At 30.5% G+C, this 25,668-nt stretch carries 27 protein-coding genes and 1 tRNA gene; 13 read left to right on the top strand and 15 right to left on the bottom strand.

Going from position 1 to position 25,668, the window contains the following annotated elements:
• Window positions 1-147 precede the first annotated feature (147 nt).
• From rpe to K8354_RS00740, 3 genes are read left to right on the top strand one after another with little or no spacing between them, the layout of a single operon-like run.
• A complete protein-coding gene (rpe, locus tag K8354_RS00750) occupies window positions 148-804 on the top strand; it encodes a ribulose-phosphate 3-epimerase (protein ID WP_223444642.1) in 657 nt (218 codons plus the stop codon).
• Window positions 805-2,193: an exonuclease domain-containing protein gene (locus K8354_RS00745; protein ID WP_223444639.1), complete on the top strand. Its 1,389-nt coding sequence runs from the start codon at window positions 805-807 to the stop codon at window positions 2,191-2,193. It begins immediately after the preceding gene.
• Window positions 2,174-3,454, top strand: a complete 1,281-nt coding sequence (locus tag K8354_RS00740; protein ID WP_223444637.1) for an FAD-dependent oxidoreductase — start codon at window positions 2,174-2,176, stop codon at window positions 3,452-3,454. The genes K8354_RS00745 and K8354_RS00740 overlap by 20 nt, the downstream gene beginning before the upstream one ends.
• A 49-nt stretch (window positions 3,455-3,503) precedes the next feature.
• Here K8354_RS00740 and K8354_RS00735 read toward each other — a convergent pair whose 3' ends face one another.
• Entirely contained in the window at window positions 3,504-3,920 is a 417-nt protein-coding gene (locus K8354_RS00735) for a CBS domain-containing protein (RefSeq protein WP_223444635.1), read from the bottom strand.
• 314 nt (window positions 3,921-4,234) lie between these two features.
• Here K8354_RS00735 and K8354_RS00730 point away from each other — a divergent pair, with 314 nt between their 5' ends.
• The 3 genes from K8354_RS00730 to K8354_RS00720 all read left to right on the top strand — a co-directional run bounded on the left by K8354_RS00730 (window position 4,235) and on the right by K8354_RS00720 (window position 5,453).
• Complete coding sequence (locus tag K8354_RS00730) at window positions 4,235-4,444, top strand: hypothetical protein (protein ID WP_223444633.1); 210 nt, start codon at window positions 4,235-4,237, stop codon at window positions 4,442-4,444.
• Window positions 4,445-4,538: 94 nt separating this feature from the next.
• Window positions 4,539-4,973 (top strand): phosphatase domain-containing protein, encoded by a 435-nt coding sequence (locus tag K8354_RS00725; protein WP_223444631.1) that lies wholly within the window; start codon window positions 4,539-4,541, stop codon window positions 4,971-4,973.
• Window positions 4,974-5,015: 42 nt separating this feature from the next.
• Entirely contained in the window at window positions 5,016-5,453 is a 438-nt protein-coding gene (locus K8354_RS00720) for a hypothetical protein (protein ID WP_223444629.1), read from the top strand.
• 145 nt (window positions 5,454-5,598) lie between these two features.
• On the opposite strand, the gene K8354_RS00715 is transcribed toward K8354_RS00720, so the two are convergent.
• The 3 genes from K8354_RS00715 to K8354_RS00705 form a co-directional block, all read right to left on the bottom strand.
• Entirely contained in the window at window positions 5,599-8,010 is a 2,412-nt protein-coding gene (locus K8354_RS00715) for a hypothetical protein (protein ID WP_223444627.1), read from the bottom strand.
• 54 nt (window positions 8,011-8,064) lie between these two features.
• On the bottom strand, window positions 8,065-8,808 hold the full coding sequence (locus K8354_RS00710) for a hypothetical protein (protein ID WP_223444625.1): 744 nt from the start codon (window positions 8,806-8,808) through the stop codon (window positions 8,065-8,067).
• Window positions 8,809-9,297: 489 nt separating this feature from the next.
• Window positions 9,298-10,275 carry a hypothetical protein gene (locus tag K8354_RS00705; protein WP_223444623.1) on the bottom strand — a complete coding sequence of 326 codons (978 nt, stop codon included), beginning with the start codon at window positions 10,273-10,275 and terminating at the stop codon, window positions 9,298-9,300.
• Between the two features lie 507 nt (window positions 10,276-10,782).
• Here K8354_RS00705 and K8354_RS00700 point away from each other — a divergent pair.
• Together K8354_RS00700 and K8354_RS00695 are read left to right on the top strand one after the other, a co-directional pair.
• Window positions 10,783-11,592, top strand: a complete 810-nt coding sequence (locus K8354_RS00700) for an ATP-binding protein (protein ID WP_223444621.1) — start codon at window positions 10,783-10,785, stop codon at window positions 11,590-11,592.
• 68 nt (window positions 11,593-11,660) lie between these two features.
• Window positions 11,661-11,951, top strand: coding sequence for an STAS-like domain-containing protein (locus K8354_RS00695; RefSeq protein WP_223444619.1), 291 nt, complete (start codon window positions 11,661-11,663; stop codon window positions 11,949-11,951).
• 316 nt (window positions 11,952-12,267) lie between these two features.
• Here K8354_RS00695 and K8354_RS00690 read toward each other — a convergent pair whose 3' ends face one another.
• The 5 genes from K8354_RS00690 to K8354_RS00670 all read right to left on the bottom strand — a co-directional run bounded on the left by K8354_RS00690 (window position 12,268) and on the right by K8354_RS00670 (window position 16,710).
• Window positions 12,268-13,380 (bottom strand): hypothetical protein, encoded by a 1,113-nt coding sequence (locus tag K8354_RS00690; protein WP_223444616.1) that lies wholly within the window; start codon window positions 13,378-13,380, stop codon window positions 12,268-12,270.
• Between the two features lie 71 nt (window positions 13,381-13,451).
• A complete protein-coding gene (locus K8354_RS00685) occupies window positions 13,452-14,237 on the bottom strand; it encodes a helix-turn-helix transcriptional regulator (protein ID WP_223444614.1) in 786 nt (261 codons plus the stop codon).
• Window positions 14,238-14,518: 281 nt separating this feature from the next.
• Window positions 14,519-15,046, bottom strand: coding sequence for a DUF3124 domain-containing protein (locus K8354_RS00680; RefSeq protein WP_223444612.1), 528 nt, complete (start codon window positions 15,044-15,046; stop codon window positions 14,519-14,521).
• 1,011 nt (window positions 15,047-16,057) lie between these two features.
• Window positions 16,058-16,414 carry a helix-turn-helix domain-containing protein gene (locus K8354_RS00675; protein ID WP_223444610.1) on the bottom strand — a complete coding sequence of 119 codons (357 nt, stop codon included), beginning with the start codon at window positions 16,412-16,414 and terminating at the stop codon, window positions 16,058-16,060.
• Between the two features lie 2 nt (window positions 16,415-16,416).
• A complete protein-coding gene (locus K8354_RS00670) occupies window positions 16,417-16,710 on the bottom strand; it encodes a type II toxin-antitoxin system HigB family toxin (RefSeq protein ID WP_223444608.1) in 294 nt (97 codons plus the stop codon).
• 414 nt (window positions 16,711-17,124) lie between these two features.
• Between K8354_RS00670 and K8354_RS00665 the strand changes: the two genes are divergently transcribed.
• The 4 genes from K8354_RS00665 (at window position 17,125) to K8354_RS00650 (ending at window position 20,538) form a co-directional block, all read left to right on the top strand.
• Window positions 17,125-17,946, top strand: a complete 822-nt coding sequence (locus tag K8354_RS00665) for a HipA family kinase (protein ID WP_223444606.1) — start codon at window positions 17,125-17,127, stop codon at window positions 17,944-17,946.
• 1 nt (window position 17,947) lies between these two features.
• A complete protein-coding gene (locus K8354_RS00660; protein ID WP_223444603.1) occupies window positions 17,948-18,793 on the top strand; it encodes a hypothetical protein in 846 nt (281 codons plus the stop codon).
• Window positions 18,794-19,309: 516 nt separating this feature from the next.
• Window positions 19,310-19,741, top strand: coding sequence for a DUF4372 domain-containing protein (locus K8354_RS00655; protein WP_223447747.1), 432 nt, complete (start codon window positions 19,310-19,312; stop codon window positions 19,739-19,741).
• 8 nt (window positions 19,742-19,749) lie between these two features.
• Complete coding sequence (locus K8354_RS00650; RefSeq protein ID WP_223444601.1) at window positions 19,750-20,538, top strand: IS4 family transposase; 789 nt, start codon at window positions 19,750-19,752, stop codon at window positions 20,536-20,538.
• A 420-nt stretch (window positions 20,539-20,958) separates the two neighbouring features.
• Here K8354_RS00650 and K8354_RS00645 read toward each other — a convergent pair.
• The 3 genes from K8354_RS00645 to K8354_RS00635 form a co-directional block, all read right to left on the bottom strand.
• Window positions 20,959-21,032 (bottom strand) — tRNA-Arg (locus K8354_RS00645).
• A gap of 34 nt (window positions 21,033-21,066) precedes the next feature.
• Complete coding sequence (locus tag K8354_RS00640; RefSeq protein WP_223444599.1) at window positions 21,067-21,519, bottom strand: GatB/YqeY domain-containing protein; 453 nt, start codon at window positions 21,517-21,519, stop codon at window positions 21,067-21,069.
• Window positions 21,520-21,538: 19 nt separating this feature from the next.
• Window positions 21,539-21,988, bottom strand: a complete 450-nt coding sequence (locus K8354_RS00635; protein ID WP_223444597.1) for a retropepsin-like aspartic protease — start codon at window positions 21,986-21,988, stop codon at window positions 21,539-21,541.
• Window positions 21,989-22,143: 155 nt separating this feature from the next.
• On the opposite strand from K8354_RS00635, the gene K8354_RS00630 reads away from it, so the two are divergent.
• Window positions 22,144-22,605, top strand: coding sequence for a Na(+)-translocating NADH-quinone reductase subunit F (locus K8354_RS00630; protein ID WP_223444595.1), 462 nt, complete (start codon window positions 22,144-22,146; stop codon window positions 22,603-22,605).
• 301 nt (window positions 22,606-22,906) lie between these two features.
• Here the strand turns inward: K8354_RS00630 and nqrF are convergent, their stop codons facing one another.
• The 3 genes from nqrF to K8354_RS00615 form a co-directional block, all read right to left on the bottom strand.
• Window positions 22,907-24,217, bottom strand: coding sequence for an NADH:ubiquinone reductase (Na(+)-transporting) subunit F (nqrF, locus tag K8354_RS00625; protein WP_223444593.1), 1,311 nt, complete (start codon window positions 24,215-24,217; stop codon window positions 22,907-22,909).
• A gap of 1 nt (window position 24,218) precedes the next feature.
• Window positions 24,219-24,941 carry an NADH:ubiquinone reductase (Na(+)-transporting) subunit E gene (gene nqrE / locus K8354_RS00620; RefSeq protein WP_223444591.1) on the bottom strand — a complete coding sequence of 241 codons (723 nt, stop codon included), beginning with the start codon at window positions 24,939-24,941 and terminating at the stop codon, window positions 24,219-24,221.
• A 76-nt stretch (window positions 24,942-25,017) separates the two neighbouring features.
• Window positions 25,018-25,665, bottom strand: coding sequence for an NADH:ubiquinone reductase (Na(+)-transporting) subunit D (locus tag K8354_RS00615; protein WP_223444589.1), 648 nt, complete (start codon window positions 25,663-25,665; stop codon window positions 25,018-25,020).
• Between the last annotated feature and the right edge of the window lie 3 nt (window positions 25,666-25,668).

Raw genomic sequence — 25,668 nt, 5'->3', positions numbered from 1 at the left:
CTTTCCGCTATATCTTTTTGTGAAAAACAAAAAGGATGCCGCTGCAATCAGGGCTAAAACTGTCCATAAAATTTATTACTTCTTCCACCAATTTGTCATTAACGAATTAAGTATCTTTGTACAATCAACAAAAAAAAGCATCATAGCATGAATAACTTAATTGCACCTTCAATATTAGCAGCAGATTTTGCCAATTTACAAAGAGACATCGAAATGGTCAACAATAGTGAAGCAGATTGGTTTCATATTGATATTATGGATGGTGTTTTTGTACCCAATATTTCTTTCGGAATGCCCGTTTTAAAAGCAATTACCAAACACGCTACAAAAACAATTGATGTGCATTTAATGATTGTAAATCCTGACCAATACATACAAACTTTTGCAGATTTAGGCGCCAATATTTTAACAGTGCATTATGAAGCTTGCCCGCATTTACACAGAACAATTCAAGGTATAAAAGCAGCCGGAATGAAGGCTGGGGTTGCCTTAAATCCGCATACACCTATTGCTGTTTTAGAAGATATTATTGTTGATCTCGACTTGGTGTGTATTATGAGTGTAAACCCAGGTTTTGGTGGTCAATCTTTTATTGAAAACACCTATAAAAAAGTAAATCAATTAAGACATTTAATTGATTTCTCTGAATCTTCTTGCCAAATAGAAATTGATGGCGGCGTTACGAATAAAAATGCCAATGCTTTAATAGAAGCTGGTGCCAATGTTTTAGTAGCAGGAAGTTATGTTTTTGGTGCTGAAAATCCAACAGAAACGATTGCAGATTTAAAAAATATTATTGAGTAATTGAAGTATACCGTTGTAGACATAGAAACCACAGGAAATGGCTATAAAGGTCAGAAAATAACTGAAATATCTATTTTTGTTTTTGATGGTAAAAAAGTACTCGATGAATATACAACCCTCATAAATCCAGAACAAAATATCCCTCCTTTTATCACCAATCTTACAGGTATTACCAATGCCATGGTAAGAAATGCTCCTAAATTTTATGAGGTGGCAAAAAAGGTAGAAGAAATTACCAAAGACACTGTTTTTGTAGCCCATAATGTAAACTTCGATTACAATATAATTCAGGCTGAATTTAAGAGTTTAGGATTTGATTTTAAACGGAAAAAACTGTGCACCGTTCGGTTAACGAGAAAAATAATTCCAGGATTAAAATCCTATAGTTTAGGAAATATTTGTGTTGATGAAAATATCGTTATTAACGGCAGACACAGAGCCAAAGGCGATGCAGAGGCCACAACAGAATTATTTAGAAGATTAATTGAAAGAGATGATCATTTTATCATCAACTCATTTTTAAATCCACGTTCTAGACAAGCCACTTTACCGCCACTTTTAGATAAAAAAATAGTGGACAACTTACCCGAAGAACATGGCGTTTATTACTTTAAAAATTTGGCGAAAGAAGTTATTTATGTAGGGAAAGCCAATAATATAAAACAACGCGTTATTAGTCATTTTTATGACAAAAAAAGAAAAGAGCAGAACATGTGTTTAGAAACTGCCGATATTTCTTTTACAAAAACGGGTAGCGAACTCTTAGCACTCTTGCATGAATCCGCTGAAATTAAACATCGATATCCCAAATATAATAGAGCGCAAAGAAGAGCGGGTGAAGCTGTGGGTTTATTTTCGTATGAGGATCAAAAAGGGATTATTCATTTGGCATATAACCGATTAAAACTAGCCCCAAATGCTATGATGAAATATTACTCTGTGGCAGAATGTAGAAATCATTTAGAGTATTTATGTAAAAAGTTCGAACTATGTCCTAAATATTGTCATTTGCAAACCAATGTGTCTAGCTGTTTTCATTTTCAACTAAAAGAATGCAAAGGTGTTTGCTGCGATAAAGAAGCGGTAGAAGATTATAATAAGCGTGTAAGACAAGCGATAAAATCTGTGGGAATCGGCGCCGAAAATTTGGTCATCAAAGAAAAAGGAAGAACTAAAAACGAAATTGGTTTTGCCTTAATTTTAGACGGAATTTACAGAGGTTTTGGATATATAGATACGTTACAAGCAGCACAATTAGACAATCCAGACGAGTATCAGTTTTTTGTGCAACCTAAGAAAGACAACAAGGATATTCAACGAATTATAGGTGCTTACCTCAAAAAACAGGAAAATTTAAAAGCTATAGAAGATGGAAAAATCAGCATATAAAATTCATATTATTGGTGCAGGAATTAGTGGTTTAATTGCTGCTCAAATTTTAGAAAACCATGGGTATCATCCAACAATCCTAGAAGCTTCTGACACCATTGGTGGTCGTGTAAAATCTGATAGTGTGCAAGGATATGTTTTAGATCATGGCTTTCAAGTTTTGCTAACTTCTTATCCAGCTGCAAAAAAATATTTAAATTATGATGCCTTAGGGCTTCAAAAATTATTACCTGGCGCTGCAATTTTTAAAAATGGCAAACAACAAACTATTGGAGATCCTTTAAGAAGCTTGTCTTTATTATTGCCTACATTGTTGTCATCTATAGGATTATTTTCTGATAAGATTAAAATATTGAAATTAAATACCCTTCTTAAAAAGAAGAAAATCGTTGCTATTTTTAAAGAGGATGAAAAAACGACCCTTCAATATTTAAAAGATTTCGGATTTTCAAAACAAATTATTCAGACCTTTTTTAAACCTTTTTTTAGTGGGATATTTTTAGAATCGAATCTCGAAACATCTAGTAGAATGTTTGAGTTTGTCTATAAAATGTTTGGCGACGGATTGGCTGTTATACCAAAAGACGGAATTCAAGCCATCTCGAATCAACTAAAAAACAATTTAAAGCATACCCAAATTATATTTAATGCCCGTGTAAAAGATATAAAAAACACAATAATCACTTTAGAGGATGGTTCTAAAATTAAAACTCATTTTACCATTATTGCTACAGAAGCGAGCGCTTTAATTTCGAATCTTAACAATCAAGAAACGGAATGGAAAAGTTGTGACACCCTTTATTTTGAGACTAAAAATCGCGTTCTTAACAAACCTTTAATCGGTTTAATTGCTGATGAAAATTCGCTGATTAATAATATTTTTTATCCTACAAGTATCAAAACTTCATCGAAAGGTAAAAACGAGTTACTTTCTGTAACGGTTGTAAAAAACCATGCTTTGAATACCGAAGATTTGATTCAAAAAGTACAGCATGAACTCCGTCAATTTTGTAACATTACGGATACTACTTTCTTAAAAAGATATCAAATTAAAAAGGCCTTGCCGAAATTAACCAACTTGCAATATGAAATTTCGAGTTCAGAAACAAAACTAAAATCTACCCTATTTTTAGCAGGAGACCAACTCTTAAATGGTTCCTTAAATGCGGCTATGATTTCTGGAGAGAGAGCTGCATTGGGCGTTATACAAACGCTAGAAGATGGCTTCATTGTAGATGAATTAACCTCTGAATATCAATAAAAAGAAGATTTCTTTAAAAATCTTCTTTTTATAAAATATCGCTATAGTATTATAATTTATCTGCTAAAAAACGAATAAAATCGGTAGACGTTACCAGACCAACCAATTCTCCGTCATCTACCACTGGTAATGCATGAAACTCTTTATCGGCAAGCATACGCGCAACTTCTTTAACGGTAGAATTTGAAGGCACTGAATATAATTCTTTGGTCATGACTTGTTTTATGGTAAACCAATCAAAAACAGTCAATTCTATATTTTTTTCATCTTGAGTGGCATCTGCATACCCCACTTTTAAAATATCAGAATAACTTAACATTCCTACAATTTTTTTTTCATCAACAATAGGAATATGTCTTATGGAGTTCTCTTCAAAAATTTTTTTTGCATCCTCTAATGTGTTACTAATATTTAATGTAATTAATTTTCGACTCATTATTTCTGAAACCTCAACTCTTTTTTTCATGGTACCTAATTTTAAATTTCTTTGTCAAAGATTAAAAAAATGATAAACGATAAATATGATTTTAATCATATTCCTGTTGTTAATAGCAAAAATCTTCTAGAATTTAAAGCCTAGAAGATGTTTACACACTTGTGGCCAATCTAGGAATTAGAAAAAAGAAGGTTGGTCTTAAATTTAATGGACAAGCACCAAACAACCATCTTCGAGAAAAAAGAATTGAATTTGATGAAGCATTTTTTCGGAATTTCTAATGCTGATGTGGCAAAAATTAGAATTCTTAATTTGGCTTCAAAAATTATATTTCGTCTTTAAAATTGGCAAAATTAAAGTTGAGCAAACACAGATCTACAGGATCTACCATTATACAGAAAGACAAATCTTCAGAAAAATTACCCCTGGTACAATTGCCAATGTATTCGACCAATTTTTCGGATGCCGGAAAGTATTTTTTCTTTAGACCCGAATGGGTAAAATTAACAAGACAACGAGGTCCTTTAAGTTTGGGAGCGCCTAGTGTTGGGTAGGTTTGTTTTAGAACACCGAAATAAAAAAACGTTTTAATTTTTTTTATTGAATGTTGTAAAATGGACTTCGTTTTAAATTGATAAAATAAATAGGATGAAACAAATAGTAATAGTAGATATTGATGGTACCATCGCTACACCAGGAGAGCGCTTAAAATATTTAAAAGGAAAACCAGACTATGATAAGTTTTACGCCTCGTGCTTTGATGATGACCCTATTCAGGAAATGATAGATTTGGTTACTATTTTAAAATCGAAATACACAATTGTATATTGCACAGGCAGAAGAGAACAGGTAAGAAAGCTCACAGCCGACTGGCTTTTAAAACATAATTTACCTGCAGGTAAATTAATTATGCGCCCCGATGGCGATAAAAGGCACGATGTAGAAGTAAAGCCAGAGCAATTAAGCAATCAAGGTATTTTATTGCAAGAAATAGCTTTTATTCTTGAAGATAGAAATTCGATGGTAAAAAAATGGAGAAGATTAGGTTTGAAATGCTTGCAAGTTGCTGAGGGGAATTTTTAGTAATAAATAATTTTGTAAATTACGATGAAAAATTATATACTAATGAATGAAGTAAAAGAGAGACAAAAACTTTCTTGGGAAGGAATGTTTTATAGTATTCAAAGAATAGATTTATTAATAGTTTCTATTTCGGGTGCTGGAATATACGTGTGTTTAGAAACTATAAAATACCTTTCAGACAAATCTTTAGACGTGAATTTGTTAATTAGAATTTCAGGTGGTCTATTCCTTTTTGGCATAATCATAAATTTTCTTTCACAAGTTTTTGGTTATAAGACAAATCAGCAAGATTTTTTAATGTGTCAAGTCAAAATAGATGCAGGTAAAAAAGTTTCCAAAAAAGAACAAATTCAAATAGATACTTATGATAATAATTCCGAAAAGTATTCAAAGTGGACGGATATTTTTAACTATTTAAGTATTGGATTTATGTTTTTAGGGTTAATTTTAATTATGACATATTTCCTATTTATTTTTTAGGTTTTACAGGTCTTACAGGTCTTGGTGTTCTTGGCATTCCGTGAGTTTCTCCTGGTGGCGATTGAGGTTTAGTATTAGGAGTTGGTCTTAATGGTTTGGTTTCGTTCATAATTTTTGTTTTTAGATTTTAAGTGAGTAATTGTTCTTATTCTTTTAAAAATTCGTATTCGTATATTTTCGGCTTTATTTTGTCTGCTAAAAAACTTAGTGTATTTCTTAATTCGCCGATAAGTTCCATGTATTTTAGGTCATCACTTTTTGAGTTCATTCTGCCTTTAGCATTTCTGCCTTGAAAGTGCGCTCTAATGTCATAGAAACTTGCATTTACATTTACGTTTGGTTGGCTATGATAGTATCTCCAAAGTTCTCTACCTGCATCAAAAACTTCTTTGGCTTCTTCTGAAAATTCTCTTTTTAATGTTTCATTAGTGTCAGTTCCAAACAAGTTGGCTTTGCTTTCTGTTTTGATTTTACCTTTAATGAAATCGGTCATAAAGTTGCTTTCAAACTTTTCTTGTGCATTTACTTCTTGTTCGGTAAAGGGGATCCAGTTGTTTGTTCCAAAAGAACTAGATATATTATTACTAAATAGTGTATTTGCTAAACAATCATTTTTGAAATTTTCATCATTTTTCCATTTATCATTGGGAAATAAAAATTGATCTCTGTCATTTAACCAATTAGAATCTATATTGTGTCTAACAGTATAATAAATTGAACTTTCAATTAAATTATCTTTTGAAATTTGCCAATTATGATTTGAAGCGGGAACTTTCATAAATGGTTCTCCAAAACGAACTAATCTTTGATTTTGAAAATCACTGCCCACTCCAATAATTGTGGCAATAGATTCTGATTTTGTAATTCGAAATGTTTTAACCCAATCATTAATCAATTTAAGGTGGTCAAAAGACCAAATATTTTTTTCTCCAAAATAATCTTTGTTTTTATTAAAAACATCTGCTTTAAAATACTTAAAACTTTCTGTTTTATTCGTATTCCATATAAAAAAACCGATTGGAAATTTTCCCTTAACATTATCAAATGTAGCGGCAGGAGTGATAAATAATTTTTCAAGTTTTGCTTTAAAAAACGCTCTAAACTGAGAAAATTTTGGTGCTTGCAAATTTTTCAACTTTGAAAAATTTGCAATAATAACGTTTGGTATTTCACAATGAATTCTTGTGAAAAACTGAATATAAATTTCACGTTTTGTATATCCCATTAAGTCAGAATATTTTTTATGAATTAAAGATTCTGCAACTCCTTTTCTACCATCACCAAGACGACTATCTGCTTCTGCATAAGGTGGATTCATATAAATAATCAGTTTCTTACGTTTTTCTGGGTCGTTGATTATATCCTGAAGGCTTTGTGGTAATTTAATGAAATCATCATTTAGGAAGTCAAATTGAAAAACATGGTTTTTTAGTAAATTGGCTCCGTGGTCAATGCGCTCGTGCATTACATTAATATCGGCTTGGTCTAATGTACTTGCGTAAATGTTATATTTATTAGATAAACCTGCTAAAAGGTTTCCGGTTCCTGCTGCACAATCCCAAATGTAATAGTCGTCTTGCCAGTCTTCGCCCAAATAATCGGTTAAGTATTTTTGTGAAAGTTCTACCCAAATACGTGGGGTAAAAAATGCTCCTTTGCGTTCTCTAATATCTTGAGGAGCTAATAAATCTCTACGTTCAATAATGTAATCTTGAAACTCTTTTATAGGTGGTCTTTTGTAGAGTTTCCAGAATTGCAAATAAGCATCTTTATTTCTAATGTTTATAGTAGCATCAAACATTTGCTTGATGTTTTCTTTGGCTATTTTATAGCCTTGATTCTCATAGACAACAAATAAACTATCTCTTATGGTTAAATCATCGTCAATATTTTGTGTGCCTCTGTCATCAACAAAAATGTCTGCTAAATAAAAATCACTATCAAAAATATTTGCTTTTTTTAAGTCGTCCCAATTAACATCGATGATCGGTTTAACAATCTCTATCCAACGTAAATAAATGGGGATGAAATTGTTTTTATCAATTTTTATTTTACTTTTTGTGGTTGCCTTGGCTACATTATTTTTAATAAACGTATTGAGTAGTTTTTCGTCTTTTTGATAGTCAAAAACATACGTTTTAGTTTTTAAGACAGTCACTATACGCTCTTTAATGATTTGAAATTCTTTGGTTTCGTGATTGCTTGGTGTAACGTTCCAGTTAAAGTCGTTTAGATAAAAAATATCTTGAATATTTATATAATCTACAAAGGTTATTTTTTTGAAGTCAAAAGCACCTAAAAAAGCAGGTGGCAGGGTTTTATCAAAAGTTCGTGCTTTGCCAATGGTTAAAACGAGTTGCACAAACATTGTTGGTATATCAAAATTGCCTGTTTTGGCTTCTGCCCATAAAAGCGGTGTTCTACCAAATAAACTATCTTGTTTTGGAAAAACGGTAAAGTCTATATTTCCAAGTATTTCGGTGGTGTCAAATTGCTTAAACCAGTCTGCACCTACTTTGTTTTTTAGTTCTTCTTCTCGTATTTTTTTATACTTCATTCTTCTTTTTTTACAATTTGTTTTTTTTTGGTGATGGTAACTGTGTTATTCAGACTATGGATTTTTCAAGTCAATATTAAAATACACTTTCAAAACATAAATTATAACAAGTAATAATATTCCTGAAATAAGTTTATTTTCAGATATAAGTTTCCAAAATCTGCTTATTAAATTCTTTTTTTCAGTTGGTTGGCTATTTGCATTATTGTTAGTTGTTATGGTACTATTAGAAAAGTTAGATGACTGATTTCCATAATTATCACGACCAATAAAGTTTTCAATATTAACTGTTGTTTTATTTTCGCTTTCTATTTCGTTTAAGTATTTAATTCCATTTGTAGTGATTTTACATCTTAAACCTTTAGCGCTAAAATCAGTTCCAAGAGATAATTCAGCAACTTTAGTTATGTATTTTAATTTTACTAATTCAGCTATTTTTGACTTTAAAAGACTTTCGTTTTTATGGTAATTATCTAAACTAATAGGTTTTCCGTTTTCATTATCTTTAAGGAATTTAAGTATCTTATATTCTAATGTGCTTTTCATTCCGTTTTTTGATTCATTCGCATTTCCAATATATTCAGTTAGCTTTTCAAAATCTTGTAATTCAATGAATTTAGATAAGTACTTTATATTTCCAACAGAATAAGAGTATTTAACACGTTTTAATATTTCTAAATTATACAATTTACTCAAAACACTTTGTTCTTCAATTTCTTGTTTTCCAAATGGCTTATGTGCAGGATATGTTTCCCCTATTTTCAGAGATTTTAAAATATTAATCGTTTTTTCAGTCATTCTTTTTGAGTGTGATTGGTAATCGTTGCCAACAAGTATATATCCTAATAGCTTTTATATCGCATATAGCTATAATTGTTACAATTTTTTTTTTCAATCTTTGTAGATCTTTGTAAATGTAGTAAAATCAATTTGATTTTTCCGCTGAGTTTAAAAATCCCTAAAAGTATAGAATACTTAAAGCAGAAGGAATTTGTAAGATTGTGAATTATACTCGAACGGTTGTTTTATGCTTATTCTTAGGAATGGATTAGATAATAAGGTATATGGGGTTGACTTATTGTAAGGTTATATACTTGGTTATTGGGCAACGCTTTTTTTTATTTATTAAAACTAAAAAAGCCTCAATTAAGAGACTTTTTTTTGTGATTTTGTTTTAAAATGTTATTTATCCAGTGAATTCTTCTTCTTCAATTATTAAAGAATAATTTGTTTTGATGCTGTAAGTTGTCATAATTTTTTGTTTTAAATAACGATGTAAATATATAATTATTTTCTTAAATCTCTAAAAATCATTCGTGTTCCTTGATTTTTAAACATAATTCCTTGATATTCAAATCTTTGAAAAATAGAGTTTCCAATTTCTCTATTAGGTTTTTTCTCAAAATTGTTTAATGTTCCGTTTTCATAAAATTTTACTTCTAAATTTTTTGGATGCGTAACCTCCAAAACATAGTTGTGAAATATATGAGAACAAGTATGTGCTTTTGTGTTTTCAACTTTTAGAGAATATCTTTTGTATTCTTCTTTTTCTATAGAGTATTTATTCTCACCGCTTAAACTTCTAATATGTTGTACTACAATTTTCTTGCCTTTATAATTTTTGTCGATTTTTAATTGTGGTTCCTTACAATCAATTACTTTTTTATTTACTTTAAATTCTTTCATTATGTAGTCAGAAATTTCTTCTTTGTAGTCCTCTTTTTCAAATACACAGGATGAATTATATTCAATATCTTTTTTTGTTCTACTGATAAGGTCGAAAGATTCACTTTCGTTTAATATTAAATAATTTTCATTGTCCTTATCAAAAGATATATCAACTTTATAAATATAATTTTCATAGTATTTACTCGAATCTATGGGTATATATTTTTCAAGATTATCCTCAAGTTTTTCACATAATTCAGGAAAGTTTTTTTCATACATTGCTTTTGAAGTATTCATCCAAAGTTCTCTTATGTCTTTTCTTTTCTCTAAATGTTCAGTACAATAAATTATAGAACGTAATTGTTTTTGAAATATCTCTGAAAATTGTTTAGATTTTACAATAGTCAAAAATATTACGGCTGTAATTATTGTTGTTCCAATTGAATAAAACCCTTTTGAAAGATACATAATATCTTTAAAATAAGGTAAAAAAGAAATAGTTACTAAAGTTCCTCCTAATAAAAGAAATGGAATCCAAGAATAACTTTTAACTAAATTTAAAGTATCCTTTTTTAAGTCTGAAAAAAAATTTGACATTAATTTTATTTAAGTTAAAATACAAAAATTAAATGTATTAATTTATATTTTAACAATATAATAATATTATATTTATTTCAGATTTTGAGTGATTAATAGTTGCTAACAATTATATATCCTCATTGCTGTCATATCGCATATAGTTATAATTGTTCTTATTTTTTCTTTTTCAATCTTTGTAAATCTTTGTAAAAATAGTAAAATCAATTTGATTTTTCCGCTGAGTTTAAAAATCCCGAAAAGTATAGAATACCCAAAGCAGAAGGAATTTGTAAGATTGTGAATTATACCTGGACGGTTGTTTTTCTGCTTATTCTTAGCGATGAGTTTGGTAATAAAATGCAACTAACTTTGATTAAGTACTAAATTTAGCAATTTTTTTTATTTGGTTTTGGGCACTGGCATTTTTGTATTTTAGCAAAAAAAGATTCTAATATGAATACGTATCGTTTAATAGTTCCAAATAGTAAGCAGGTAAATATTTGGAATCAGTTTATTATTAAAAGTATGTCCGAAATAGAAGATGTAAACCTTTTAACTGTTGACTTTAACAATATAAGGTTTTTAGAGACAGATGATTTCGTGGTGCTAGCGTGTTTAATTGAGAGTTTTTATGCTCAAGGAAGTCAAGTAGCTTTCGAGGGTGGGTCAACTAGTCTGAATAATCATTTATTTAATATAAAGTTTAAAGAATACTGGAAAGAAGGATTTAATAGAGAGAATTTTACTCTTTCTAAGAATCATACTACTCTTTGTTTATGGAAAATATCTCAGCAAATGATTTATACTTATACTAATTATGCAAAAGAATATTTTGAAAGATTTACGGATAATAAAGATTTGATTCCGTTAGCCTCTAATATTGATGAAGTATTTAATAATATTTTTGACCACTCAAAGTCACCTGTTTCCGGTTATATTATTACTCAATATTATCCTAAGAATAATAAAATTATATTCTCAGTTTGTGACTTTGGTGTTGGGATAGCTTGTTCAATTAATAATGATTTAGTAAAGAAACAGGAGAAACCTATTGAGGATTGGAAAGCAATTATTAAATCTTTAGAACGAGGATATTCGATAAAATCAACTCCTAGAAATAGGGGGTTTGGATTGAATAATATTCTTGAATTAACGGAATCCTCTAATGGTAAGTTGCAAATCCTTTCAAATACTGGTATAGTAGAAAAAAGGTCAGGTGAAATGTATAGAGCTGGCGATTTTAATTTTAATTTTCCAGGTACCTTAATTAAAGTAGAAGTTGACTTAAATACTTTTGAAGAAAAAGATGATACGGAAGATATATATGAGTTTTAAGAAAATAATTATATATTTATATATACATTTGCATAGAATTTATACGTTTAACTAAAATAACTTTTCTTATGAAAACAATTGTGTTAAAAAATATCGTTAGAAATTCAAGTTCTAATGAAGAAGGTCTTATTCTTTTTGATTTACTTCGAGATGCCTATTTAAAAAATGAACAGATACTTTTAGATGTAGATTCCAATTTGGCAATGTCTTCATCTTTTTTAAACACGTCTATTGGTTCTTTTTTAGATAATTACGGTTTCTCTAAATTTAAAGAGACGTTCAAATTTAAAGGATCAAAAAGTCAATTTGAAAGACTGAATAACTATATTTCTAATTATAAAGAACTATACCTAGCATAATTTTTTATTTGATTGTTGCTTAACAATCATAGATTCTTATTGCTGTTAAATCGCATATAGTTATAATTGGCACAATTTTTTTTCCAATCTTTGTAGATATTTGTAAAAATAGTAAAATCAATTTGATTTTTCCGCTGAGTTTAAAAATACATAAAAGTATAGAATGCTGAAAGCAGAAGGAATTTGTAAGATTATGGATAGTTTGTAGTTACACTCAAAGGGTTGTTTTCTGCTTATTCTTAGTGATGGGTTTGGTGATAAGGTGTTTGGTTTTGGCCTATCGGCACGCCATATGCTTAGTTATTAGGCACAGTTATTATATTATTTCATTCAAGTCGTTATCATTCTGCAAGGTTTCTTCGCTATTCTTATATAATAAACTTGCCGAATTATTAATGTGTTTTACAGATAGTTCTTTCCATTTATTATAATCACTTTCATAATCTGACTCAAATATAATTTGAGATAAATTTTTAATTAAACTGTAATTCGCATAAGAGTGTGAATGTTTTCTATTCTCTGAACTTGCTCCGTTTAGAAATTGTGCAATTCTGTCATAAATAGTTTTTTCAGTACAGTACATCAGTTCAATTATTTTTGCTCTGTATTCTAAATCGGCTGCACTTAAATTCGGATACTCATTGAGGTCAGTAAAATGTAAACTTTCGTGTTTTAAGTAAGATATATTAAATTTTTCGGAATTTAAATCATATTCCCCTTTGTTACAATACAAAGTAGCAGATTCCTTTTCAGCCCATCCTCCAACTTGGGAAGAACCAAATGTAGCATAATTATCATATCCGTTTAAATTATAATTTTCTATGAATACAACATTTGTATTTATTGTGCTTTTGGGTAAAATAACTTTATATTTTTTATTCGATTCTTTGTTCCATATTAACAAATCCTGAAATCCATTACGATACATAAACTTTGATTTGAAACCTTCTTTGTCTATTATTCTTTTGAGCTGAGTATCATCTCTAATTGTTTTTATTAAACTGTCCGATGAAATATTTGTCAAATTATTCAGCAATAAATAATTAGCAAGTTTATTATAAAGTATAGTATCAGTTCGCTTTTTTTGAGTTTCCTTTAATAGTTCAACTCTCCAATAATCACGATAAATATTTGAAATATCATTAATGATTTTGTTTTCAGATGTATTTGCAATAATCTCTTCATTTGTAATAAATCGAGAGTACATTTTTTTCTTCCATTTTTGGTAAGCAAAATTTATAAGTGGATTTGAAAAACTTTCTATGTTTTCCATTTTGTCAAAAGCATATTTAATTTCTCCATTTCCAGCTTTTATTTTTAATTCTAATAAAGTTTGTTTATCATTCTCAAAATTATTTTTTCCATAGAAAAATAGACATGTCAAAACACCAATAGCAATAAATATAATATTTCTTGTTTTTTTCTTCATTACAATAGCCGTTTTTAGTTTAGTTTAAGCCACAAATATAAATGCTATAATCCTGTTAAAATTGTATGAGACTAACCTGTAATGACTTTTCTGAAATTATTAGGTGTTGTATCTATATGTTTTTTGAAGTTCCTATTAAAATGACTTTGATCGTAAAACCCATTTTCTAAAGCTATAGATGTAATGTTTTCGTTACTTATAAGTAGTTGTTTAACTGAGTGTTCCAGTCTTATTTTAGTTAAGTATTCAGAAAGTTTAAAGCCAGTAATTTCTTTGAATTTACGAACAATATAATTGGGGTGAAGTGAAAATTCAATACTCAATTTATCAAGTGAAATCGTTTCTAATGGATTATCGTTTATTAGTTCTTTAATTTTTTTTACCCAATTAATATCACCTTTTCCATTAAAAACATTCATTACTGCAATCATTGATTCGTAACAATATATATTTATAATGTCATTTGATAAACATCGTTTTATACCATACAGTAATTTATACATTTCTAAAATTCCTTTTTGTTTTGAAACCTTAAGAGGTAGATGAAGTTCATTTAGTGTTGTGAATTTTTGATGATTATTAATTTCAATATTTAAACATAAGCCTCCTTTGTCTGAAAAACTATTTGAATGCTCATAGTTAGCTGTTCTGTAGAGAACTTCTCCTTGTATGATAATATCTGTAATATTACTTTCTTCTATATATGTTCCAGAAGCGAGTAAACACAAATATGGTTTTTCGTGAGAGTGTAATGAGATTTTTGAGTTAGCTAAATGATTAGTCAATGAAATATTAAAGCTTTCGGTTTTTAGCGATTTTGTTGTAATTCCAAAATATTTATTAGGTTCTAGATTCATTGGTGTTAATTGTGGTCAACAATCATATATCCTCATTGCTGTTATATCGCATATAGTAATAATTGTTCTTATTTTTTCTTTTTCAATCTTTGTAGATCTTTGTAAATGTAGTAAAATCAATTTGATTTTTCTGCTGCGTTTAAAAATCCCAAATAAATTACAGAATACTCAAAGCAGAAGGAATTTGTAAGATTATGGATTGTACCCGGATGATTGTTTTGCTCCTTATTCTTATTGACGGGTTTGGTAATAATGTTTCAGCGATGGCAAGAAAAATCTTTTTATTTCTTTTTCTTTAGTGAGTATCCATCGGTGGCAAAAGAAAACCCTTTATTACCAGCTTCACCAATCATAACGGCTTGAACTACTGGCTTTACATTTTTGTTCTTTGAATTTATTTCAACTATAAAATTTGCACCTGGGCCACCTGTATCATCATCTTTTTCAATTACATAATTAACAGTTGCCATTGGAGGTAGATTGATTAAGTTTTGGACATAACTTCTCACCAATTTACCTTCCGTATTGAAATAGTCGATTTTGGAGATAAACAAAGAGTCATTATAACTTGTATTTCTTATACTCAGAGTGGCAGCTAAAAGGACTTTTTGATTTTGTTGGTCAAAATATATATCGGAATATATTGGAATATAAATAGTGTCGTGAAAATTCTGCTCCTCTTTGCTAATTGTGCGCTCAATTTCAAGGGCTTTTAACTCATTTTTTCCTTTTTTATCCAAATTAGGGTCTGGACTTACACAAGACAAAAGGAAAATGCATAACAATGATATAGCTGAAAATTTATTCATGTTTCGTAATTTTATTTATTTAAGATTGCAATAACTTCAATTTCTGAATATCCTTTTATGAACAGTATTCCCTTTTATTTATCGTCCATTTTTCTTGATGACTAACTATTTTTTTTATTTCCTTTGCTTGCTTCTTTTTTCTGCCTTGCAGGTAACGTTGTTTTGATCGAGTAGGTAAAGGGAGTTTCACCCTAAACCTCTCACAGAACCGTGCTTGAAAGTCTCCCCTCACACGGCTCTTCTTATACAAATCTAAGCGATTTTTACGTTATTTATAAATTCATCCTCAAATTAATTGAGTTGATAAATAAATAACTGCGTATAAGCTAAGCCCTTTGCTCCATTTCCATTACAGAAACTTCATCACTACTGCGGCTTAGTCTGCCTCTGGTTATAACTTCGGTATGCTACCTCTTGGTTGTTCCAATTGTGTAATTCCCTTTTAACTTGAAGCGAATCCTCTAGCGGTGCGGTAGCCTTAAAGAAGTCTGACATTTATAAGCAGTTTCCCAAGTTCCGTAAATAAGCCCAAATAAAGTTCTTGCCGCCTGAATGACGCCAGCCTTACAGTAAATAAATAGGTTATCACTGTAATTAATGATATTGCTATCATTACTTTTCACTCCGTACCATACTCCGTAGCTTTTGACTGGGTGTAGCTACTTCTTGACACCTCATCAGCGGTTCATTTTCATTCAACTCTTTTATTCATACCTGCCAACCTCTTGGGCTGGATTCTCCTAAACGCTCAGCACCATAACTGTTAATTACAGTACCTTTAGGTGGTTTAGAGCCATCGCCTATACAACGACTCTGATGGCCCTACCATCATCTTATTTGCAGCATTCAGTCAGTTTATTGCCGTGACTGACGTTGATGTGTAAGGATAGTTGCGCATTTAAGCAAATAACTTACTAAAAATGGAACGAACCAGAGGGAAATCCGTAGGATTTTCCAAGTAGGCGAGAACCAAGCAATTATTTTTACACGGTGTTAGCCACTGGCTTTATTTTAATAATCTTGAACTAAAACTTCAGTTGGAATATGTAGATTGGTGTTAAGTTTTCTTATCATATCCAAAGTCAGTTTTCTTTTTTTATTCAGTATTTCACTTACTCTACTTTTAAAGCCAACAACTTCTGCTAAATCTTTTTGATTCATTCCCATTTGTTCCATTCGGAACTTAATTGCCTCTATTGGGTCGGGCATTCCTATTGGGAAATTCTCATTTTCGTATTGGTCAATTAAGATTGAAAGGATTTCTAGTTCGTCTCCTTCTTCCGTTCCTTTTTTTGAATCAAAAATGTCCTCAATTCTGTCGAGCGCTTTTTGATAGTCTTTTTCGTTTCTAATCGGTGATATTTTCATAATCAGATGTTATTTGCGTCAATTTTGTCATATTCTGCGTGAGTTCCAATAAACCTTATCCAGCATATTCCGTATTCAAAATTGAATTTTACAATCAAGCGATAAGTATTGCCTTTGATGTTGTATACAATTCGATTGTCTTTTAAAATACTCGCACTTGGATATTCATTCTTTAAATCGTTAATGTTTTTCCATTCGGATTTTTCGGTTTCTCTATACCATGACTTTAATTGCTCTTCACAGTCAGCGTGTTTTTCCCAAAAATCTCGTAAAGTTCGTTTTGCGATTACTCTCACATTATAATTGTTTGTCGCAAATATAATAAAAAAGTTACCAATATGGTAATTATTTCGATTTTTTTAGCTTGGGGCTAACAATCATATATCCTCACTGCTGTTAAATGGCATATAGTTATAACTGTCACATTTTCTTTTCCAATCTTCGTACAGCTTTGTAAATATAGTTAAATCAATTTGATTTTTCCGCTGCGTTTAAAAATCCCTAAAAGTAGAGAATACTCAAAGCAGAACTAATTTGTGAGATTGTGGATTGTTAGGATTGGCACTAGAACAGTTGTTTTCAGTGTATTCTTAGGATTGGATTTGGAAATAAGGCATGTTGCGTTGGCTTATGGGTGCGTGATATGCTTGGTTATTGGCACTAGTTTTTATTTGATATATTTGCTTTAATTTTAAGTTAAAAGTATTTAAATGAAATTACTTCATACTATTGAAGATGTTCATGAAATTTTTGATACTCAAGGAAGTAGTCCTTTGCTTGTTACGTGTGATGACTTCAGAGATTGGGTATGTAAGTATGATAGGTTTCCTAAATATTTATTTAACGAACTTATCGCTTCAGAATTTGCTAAATTATGGGGAATCAAAACTCCAGAAACATCCTTAATAAAAGTGAAAAGTAAACATATTCCAAGTGAAAAGTTTCCACAATTACAATTAGGTTGGTTTGAAAAAGAATGCTTTGGTTCATTATACCTTGAAACTTCTAAAGAATTAGATCACACAATGCTTTCTATGTTTCAAGAAAAATCTTTCAGAGATAAAATAACTGATAAATCAGATTTTTTAAAAATTGCCTTATTCGATATATGGATGGCAAATGAAGATAGAAATCATAATAATTTTAATTTACTTTTATATGTTTCTCCAAAAAAAACAAATTTCTTCTATGCAATAGACCACGTGAATATATTTAATTCGAGTTTTCTTGATTACGGAATCGCTGAATTAACGGAAGATGAGTCAATAATTAAAACGGATATCGCAAAAATTTTATTTGGGAAAGACAGGAAATTAACAGAGATTGTGAATAACTTAATTGAAATGTTTTACATTTGCACCAAGAAATGTGAAAATAAATTAGAAGAAAAATTGAGTTTAGTTCCTGACTCGTGGAATATTGACAAGGATTTAATAAGGGAGAGAATTACAAATAATTTATTCTCTGAGGATTGGAAAGCGCAATGTGAGACCAGTTTTAGAGAGTTTATTCAATCTTTTGTAGCTAATTAGAATGAAAACAATTTATTCAATTTTATACGTAAACTTAAATACCACTCTAAATGAAAGAGTTAGTATTGGTTTAGTTGTGACCAATGGTATAAAAAATTATTTTAAATTTTCTGCAGATAAACTATTGGCTTTGAAAGGTCTTTTAAATAATGAAAGGCATGGGTTGATTAAAAATTATTTAAAATCCATAGAAAAGGAAATAGGTCATTTCAATGAGAATAATTCAAGTCAATTATTTGAAAAAAAAGAGTTTAGACATAATTGGGTTAATGAAAGTTATTTAACATATCTTTCAAAGTACTCAAACAATATAGTGCAGTTTTCTTTACCTAAATCAATTGATGTTGAATTAAATAGTAATAATTTTAAAAGAATTTTTGAAAAATATATTTTTAAATATTCAGAAGAAATAAAGGTTACTCCAATATTTAATGTTCATTCGGTCGTTAAAAAACAATTATTCCCGAAAATTGAAAAAAGAGTAAATCTTGAAAAGACATTAACATCGAATGATTTTGACAACTTGTTTGCCCCTATAGATATTGATTTTATTGGTGTAAATGGAATTCCAGTTGCTGGTCAAACTATAGATTTTGAAAAAACACACTATTATCTGGAAAATGATGTTACGCGATTCGTTTCTTTAACTAAAGCTATTGAATTAGAAGGTGATATACGAGGAAAGTATTTTGTTTTAGGAAGAGAGCCTCAAAAGAAAGCAAATAAAAATCACTTTTTATGGGAACAAATTAGGGATACAGAATTCCTTGAGTTTGTTGATGTGGATGAAGTTGGAATTATTGAAGAATATATTGAGAGCAACAATGTGAGGCCATTCTTTGACTAAATACATTCCTAATATTCAGTTTTTTTAAATTACCCACAACAATCATATATCCTCACTGCTGTTAAATGGCATATAGTTATAACTGTCACATTTTTTTTTCAATCTTTGTAGATCTTTGTAAATATAGTTAAATCAATTTGATTTTTCCGCTGAGTTTAAAAATCCCTAAAAGTAGAGAATACTCAAAGCAGAACTAATTTGTGAGATTGTGGATTATACCTGGACGGTTGTTTTCTGCTTATTCCTAGCGATGGGTTTGGTAATAAAATGCAACTAACTTTGATTAAGTACTAAATTTAGCAATTTTTTTTATTTGGTTTTGGGCACTGGCATTTTTGTATTTTAGCAAAAAAAGATTCTAATATGAATACGTATCGTTTAATAGTTCCAAATAGTAAGCAGGTAAATATTTGGAATCAGTTTATTATTAAAAGTCATTAGTGTCGGATAAAAAAAGCCTCAATTATTGAGGCTTTTTTCGTATTGTTGAATTAATTTCTCACTAAAAACTCAACTATAGGCAAAAGTGCTAATTTTTTCGGACAGCCGATTTTCAGTCAAATGATAGGATTGCTTACTAAAAGTAAAATAGAGGAACGCTCTAAAGAGCATAAGTCAGACCATTATTGCAAACGTTTTTCAACCTTTCAGCATCTTATTACCATGGTTTATGGAGTTACTTCAGGATGTAACTCTTTGCGTGAACTCTGCGGAGGTATAGTAAGTTATGGTGATAAAATTGCTCATTGTAAGTTTGATTACTCCCCAAAAAGAAGCACTATATCAGATGCTAACAAACGAAGAGATTACAGCGTTTTTGAAGACCTCTATGATGATCTGGTCAAAGAATATTTGCCTGATTTATCGGACAGCCACAAGCAGCTTGTAATTGACAAAAAAGTCTATGCCATAGACTCCACACTACAATCGCCCTTTTTCAACCCATAGTTGAATGTGTGGGAAGGAATCCTGCCAACGGAAAACGAAAAGGAGGTATCAAAAGCCATCAAAAATTAGATATGCAAGCTGGAATACCTGTAAAAGTATATCATAGCAATGCTCGTGAACACGACTCTTTATTTATTCAAAAAGAAGGAGTTATGAAAAAGAGAGAAGTTGCTTTATTTGATAAAGCTTACAACAATTACGCTCCTTTTGACCAATGGAATAATGAGGGAATTTTCTTTGTCACTCGCTTGAAAAACAATGCCAAAGAAATATTGCTAGAAGAATTTGAACTTGATCAAGCAACACCAGACAATATTTTGAGAGATGCAAAAATAGCACTAAAACACAAAGATGACCAGGGGCAAGAAAAGCAAGTAAAACTAAGATTGGTATCATTTTATCACCAAGAAAAGAACAAAACATATTACTTTTTGACAAACCTTTTTGATTTGCCAGCAGAACAAATAGCTATGCTCTATAAAAAACGTTGGGAGATTGAATTGTTATTCAAGAAGATAAAGCAAAACTTTCCATTACAATACTTCTATGGAGATAATAAAAATGCTATACAAATACAGATTTGGTGTACATTGATTGCCTTACTTCTAATAACAATTATAAAGAAAAAATTAACAAAATCTTGGAGTTTTTCAAACCTAATAAGCTTAATGCAGAAGCATTTGTTTACCTATGCAAAATTTACCGACTTTTTTAATAATGTGGATTTCTTTGCAAAAGAATTTGTCAAAAACAAAGGGAATCCCGATGATTTTCAACAAAAATTTGATTGGAGTTAGGTAAAAAATTAAGGGGGGCTTACTTTTGCTTTTTTAAAAATATATCCCGATTTTATTGAGTTCCGAATTGAAATCATTGTTGTCCGATAAAAGATAAAAAACCGCTTTCGCTGTTAGAATCAAGAACAAAGACTTGGCTGTAACTAACTGAAAAACAACATTATTATGATTTTAAATTTTTCGATACATTATGAATTCTAAAGCAGTTTTAAAAGCAAGGTATACTACTTTAAAAGCTCTTGAAAATCAATATTATCAATACTTTAAACCACTTTAGCTAATTTTAATCGGACAACACTAATTATAAAATGAAAAAAGAAGAAAGCGTTTTTAATAAACTAAATCGTATCATTTTATCGCATTTCCAACAAATAAAAAACCTTAAATACCCAATTTATAGATATTTAAGGTTTATGAATGTGACTGCGAAGGGATTCGAACCCCCAACCCTCAGAGCCGAAATCTGATATTCTATCCAGTTGAACTACGCAGCCAATGATGATTACTACAAATGTAGGAATCTAATAGTTAATTCAACAAATTCTTTTTCACCAAAATAGAAATTGTTTTTCCGTCTGCCTGACCAGAAAGTTCTTTAGAAACCATACCCATCACTTTGCCCATATCTTGCATTCCGGATGCTCCTAATTTCTGAATTGTAGCAAGCACTACTTCTTCAATTTTTTCTTCGGATAAGGCTTCTGGTAAAAACTGCTCTAAAACAGCAATTTCTGCTAATTCAGGATCTGCTAAATCTTGCCTGCCTTGTTTTATAAAAATAGCAGCACTATCTTTTCTTTGTTTTACTTGCTTCTGTATAATTTGTAGCTCTTGTTCTTCCGTAATTTCTTCTTGAACGCCACTAGCTGTTTTAGCCAATAAAAAAGCCGATTTCACTGCTCTTAAAGCTTGTAAAGCAACGGTATCTTTTGCTTTCATAGCTACTTTCATCTTGTCCATTACCTGTTTCTGCAAACTCATATTTTCAATTTTTATCTATTTATTTTTTTGCTTTTCTTAAATACAATACTTTCTTATGATAATCTATAAAAGCTTTTCCTTTTTGTAAAATATCTGCCCCTATAATACCATGAACTTCTTTGGCATTGTGTTGCGTTAATGCTGTGTTTACGTGCGATAAATCAAACAAAACTAAATGACATTTACGGGTTTTCCAAATATGGATTTTAAGAGCATTATTTTCCGATTGCTGTGTTTCCATATCTGTTGCCCCTGCTCCGGCCGCTTTGGTATCGCTTTCTTGCGCATCTAACTTAAAATAATCTACCAAATCTAAGCCAACACAAGAATTAGAGGCACCTGTGTCTAAAATAAATCGTCCTTTAACGCCATTAATCTTTGCCTTTAATTCTAAATGATTAGTCGTCGTTTTCTTTAACTTTATTTTGATGTATTTTTGTTTTTTTAATATCTTTTCGATACGTTTCATGTTCAAAATTTATGACCATCAAAAGTACGATTTAATCATTTCAGAAAAAAACTACGCATCTTATAATTTAGGATTATTCTAAATATAATCATAGATAAATTTCATTTGACTTTTTTGGAATAATTTCTTAATTTACACCAGAAAATGTATAGTAGATGAAAACAACAAAAAGATTAGAACAGGCCTTAATAAAATTATACAACGCATACCATAATAATCGCTTAAATCCTGAAGATTGCACTGCTTGTGCAGTGGGTAATATTTTAGATAATTTTGATAGTTGGAAACATCTATCAGATGAACATGGTTCTTTAAAATTAAGTTATCTTGGGAAGGTGCATCAAAATTTAGGAAGAAAATTTAACGGTTATACACCTCAAGAACTCTTACAAATTGAAAAAGTTTTTTTAGAAGCTTGCGGATTCAAGACACCTTTGTGTCACTACAATCCGAAACCTCAAAACCCAACTTCTCAAGAAGTTTTATTTGATGGTCTTTGCAGTGTCGTTCAATTGTTATGTGAATTAGATAACATACCTTATGTATTAGACTACTCAAAATTATTTGAACAAGAAGACGGTGAACCTGTATATCATTTAGCAACTTTTTTAAAGTAATACCAATTCTTTATTGAAATTATCGAGTAAAAATAGCTTCTATTTCTTTTATCTTTCAAGACTGAATACAAATATCAATTGATATGCTCATATTTTCTTTATCATCCATAGAAAATATTTCAAATTCATAATCTATCATCTGAAAGTTCATTGGCATCTTATGGCTTTTATATAAATCCGTAGATTTTATAAGACATCAAAAAACCGATTCAGAAATGAATCGGTTTTTTGATGTTTATTTTTAAGTGAAATTAAAACTTGTCTCGCTATATTAACAAGCGTTTCTATATAAAACTTTTGTTTATCCTCCAAAGTCATCAAAACGAATGCTTTCATCTGGCATACCAAAATCTTCACCCATTTTTTGAACTGCTTTGTTCATTAACGGCGGTCCACAGAAATATAATTCTAAATCTTCTGGTGATTCATGTAGACTTAAATAATTATCAATCACACAATTGTGAATAAAACCTACAAAACCATCTCCTTCTTTATCGTTAATATCTTTCTTTACTTTCCAATTATCAGATTCTAAAGGATCTGAAAGAGCGATAAAGAACTTAAAATTAGGGAAATCTTTTTCTAAAGCTCTAAAGTGTTCAATGTAAAATAATTCTGCTTTAGAACGTCCTCCATACCAATAAGTTACAGTTCTACCTGTCTTTAAGGTTCTGAATAAATGATATAAGTGCGAACGCATTGGCGCCATCCCTGCACCACCACCAACATACAACATTTCTGAATCTGATTCGTTGATAAAGAATTCACCATAAGGTCCAGAAATAACACATTTATCCCCTTTCTTTAAATTAAAAATATAAGAAGATGCAACTCCTGGATTTACATCCATCCAGCCACCTTTGGCTCTATCAAAGGGTGGTGTAGCAATCCGAACATTTAACATAATTTCTCTACCTTCTGCTGGAAAAGAAGCCATAGAATAAGCTCTTTCTACAGTCTCATTGTTCTTCATCACTAAAGGTCTCAATTTAAATTTATTCCATTCAGCTTCGAATTTATCTGGAGAATCATGTTCTTCTGGGTGTGCCGTAATATCCATGTCAGCAAACTTCACTTCACAAGGAGGAATTTCTATCTGAATATATCCACCTGCTTTGTAGCCCATATCTTCTGGAATTTCTACTACAAATTCCTTAATAAAAGAGGCTACATTGTAATTTCTTACCACAACTGCATCCCATTTCTTAATTCCGAATACTTCCTCCGGAATAGAAATATTCATGTCTTGCTTTACCTTTACTTGACATGCTAACCTTGCTCCTTGTTTCAATTCTTTTCTTGAAAAGTGAGGCACTTCTGTTGGCAAAGCCTCTCCGCCACCTTCAGTAACATGACACTCACATTGTATACAAGTTCCACCACCACCACAAGCCGATGGTAAAAATATTTTGTTATTTCCTAAGGTAGAAAGTAAAGAATCTCCTGAAGCCACTTCTATTTCTCTTTCGCCATTAATCATGATCTTTACGGGACCTGATGGCGATAATTTCTGTTTTACAAACAATAACAAGGATACTAATATTAATGTTATTAGTAAAAATGCTGCAACTGTTGCTATAACCGTTCCTGTTGTACCTGCTGCCAAAATCATATTACTCTATAGTTTTAGTGTTACTAGCTAATTCCTCTTTTACTTTCTCTTTATCTACTTTCTCTATCGTAGCTTCTGTTTCTACTGCAGGCTTTTCTTCTTCATCACCCCCTGTTAACATTCCACCAAAACTCATAAAACCAATTGCCATAAGACCCGTAATGATAAACGTAATTCCCAAACCTCTTAAAGCAGGAGGAACACTTGAATATCTAATTTTTTCTCGAATGGCTGCAATAGCTAAAATTGCTAAAAACCAACCAATTCCGGACCCTACGCCATAGGTAAGTGCCAATCCTAAAGTTGGAATTTCACGAGATTGCATGAATAAACTACCTCCCAAAATTGCACAGTTTACAGCGATTAATGGTAAGAAAATACCTAAAGAATTGTATAATGATGGAGAAAATTTCTCCACAATAATTTCTACCAATTGTACCATGGTTGCAATAGTTGCAATAAACATGATAAAAGATAAGAAACTTAAATCAAATGATGCGTATTCTGCTCCAAGCCAAGACAAAGCTCCTGGTTGTAATAAATATTGATCTAACAACCAGTTTAAAGGAACGGTTACCGCCAATACAAAAATAACTGCAGCTCCTAAACCTACGGCGGTTGCTACTTTTTTAGAGACTGCAAGGTAAGAACACATCCCTAAAAAGGTTGCGAAGACCATGTTATCTATAAAGATTGATTTGAAAAATAATTCTATATGTTCCATATTTTTTTGTATTTGGTTACTAGTTTTTGATTGTTAGTTCATAACGAACAAACAAAAATTAGCAACTATAAACTATTTAATTTTCCTCTATTAATGCTGTGTTTCTACTACGCTGAATCCAAATGATTATGCCCACTACAATTAATGCCATTGGTGACAATAACATAAAACCGTTGTTTTCATACCCTAAAGCGTACAACCCTGTTTTCTCTATTGGATCTCCTAAAACTTTAAATCCTAACAAAGTACCAGAACCCAATAATTCTCTAAAAAAACCAACTGCTATTAAAATTACACCATACCCTACTGCGTTTCCGATGCCATCTAAAAACGATCTCCAAGGTCCGTTTGCTAAAGCAAAAGCTTCAAAACGCCCCATAATGATACAATTTGTAATGATTAAGCCGACAAAAACAGAGAGTGTTTTACTCAACTCATAGGCGAATGCCTTTAATACCAAATCCACAATAATTACCAAAGTAGCTACCACGATAAGTTGCACAATAATTCTAATTTTTGAGGGTATAATATTCCTCATTAAAGAGATCACTACATTTCCTAAACCTAAAACGAAAAGTACAGAAATTGACATTACTATCGATGCCTTTAATTCAGCCGTAATTGCCAATGCAGAACAAATACCGAGTACTTGTATTGTAATTGGATTGTTGTCAGCTAATGGGTCTGTAAGTAAAATTGAATCTTTTTTTGATAAAAGTCCCATAAA

This window comes from Polaribacter litorisediminis, assembly GCF_019968605.1.
Taxonomy (GTDB): domain Bacteria; phylum Bacteroidota; class Bacteroidia; order Flavobacteriales; family Flavobacteriaceae; genus Polaribacter; species Polaribacter litorisediminis.
Note: the sequence above shows the minus strand (reverse complement) of the source record. Positions and strands in the feature narration are given on the sequence as shown.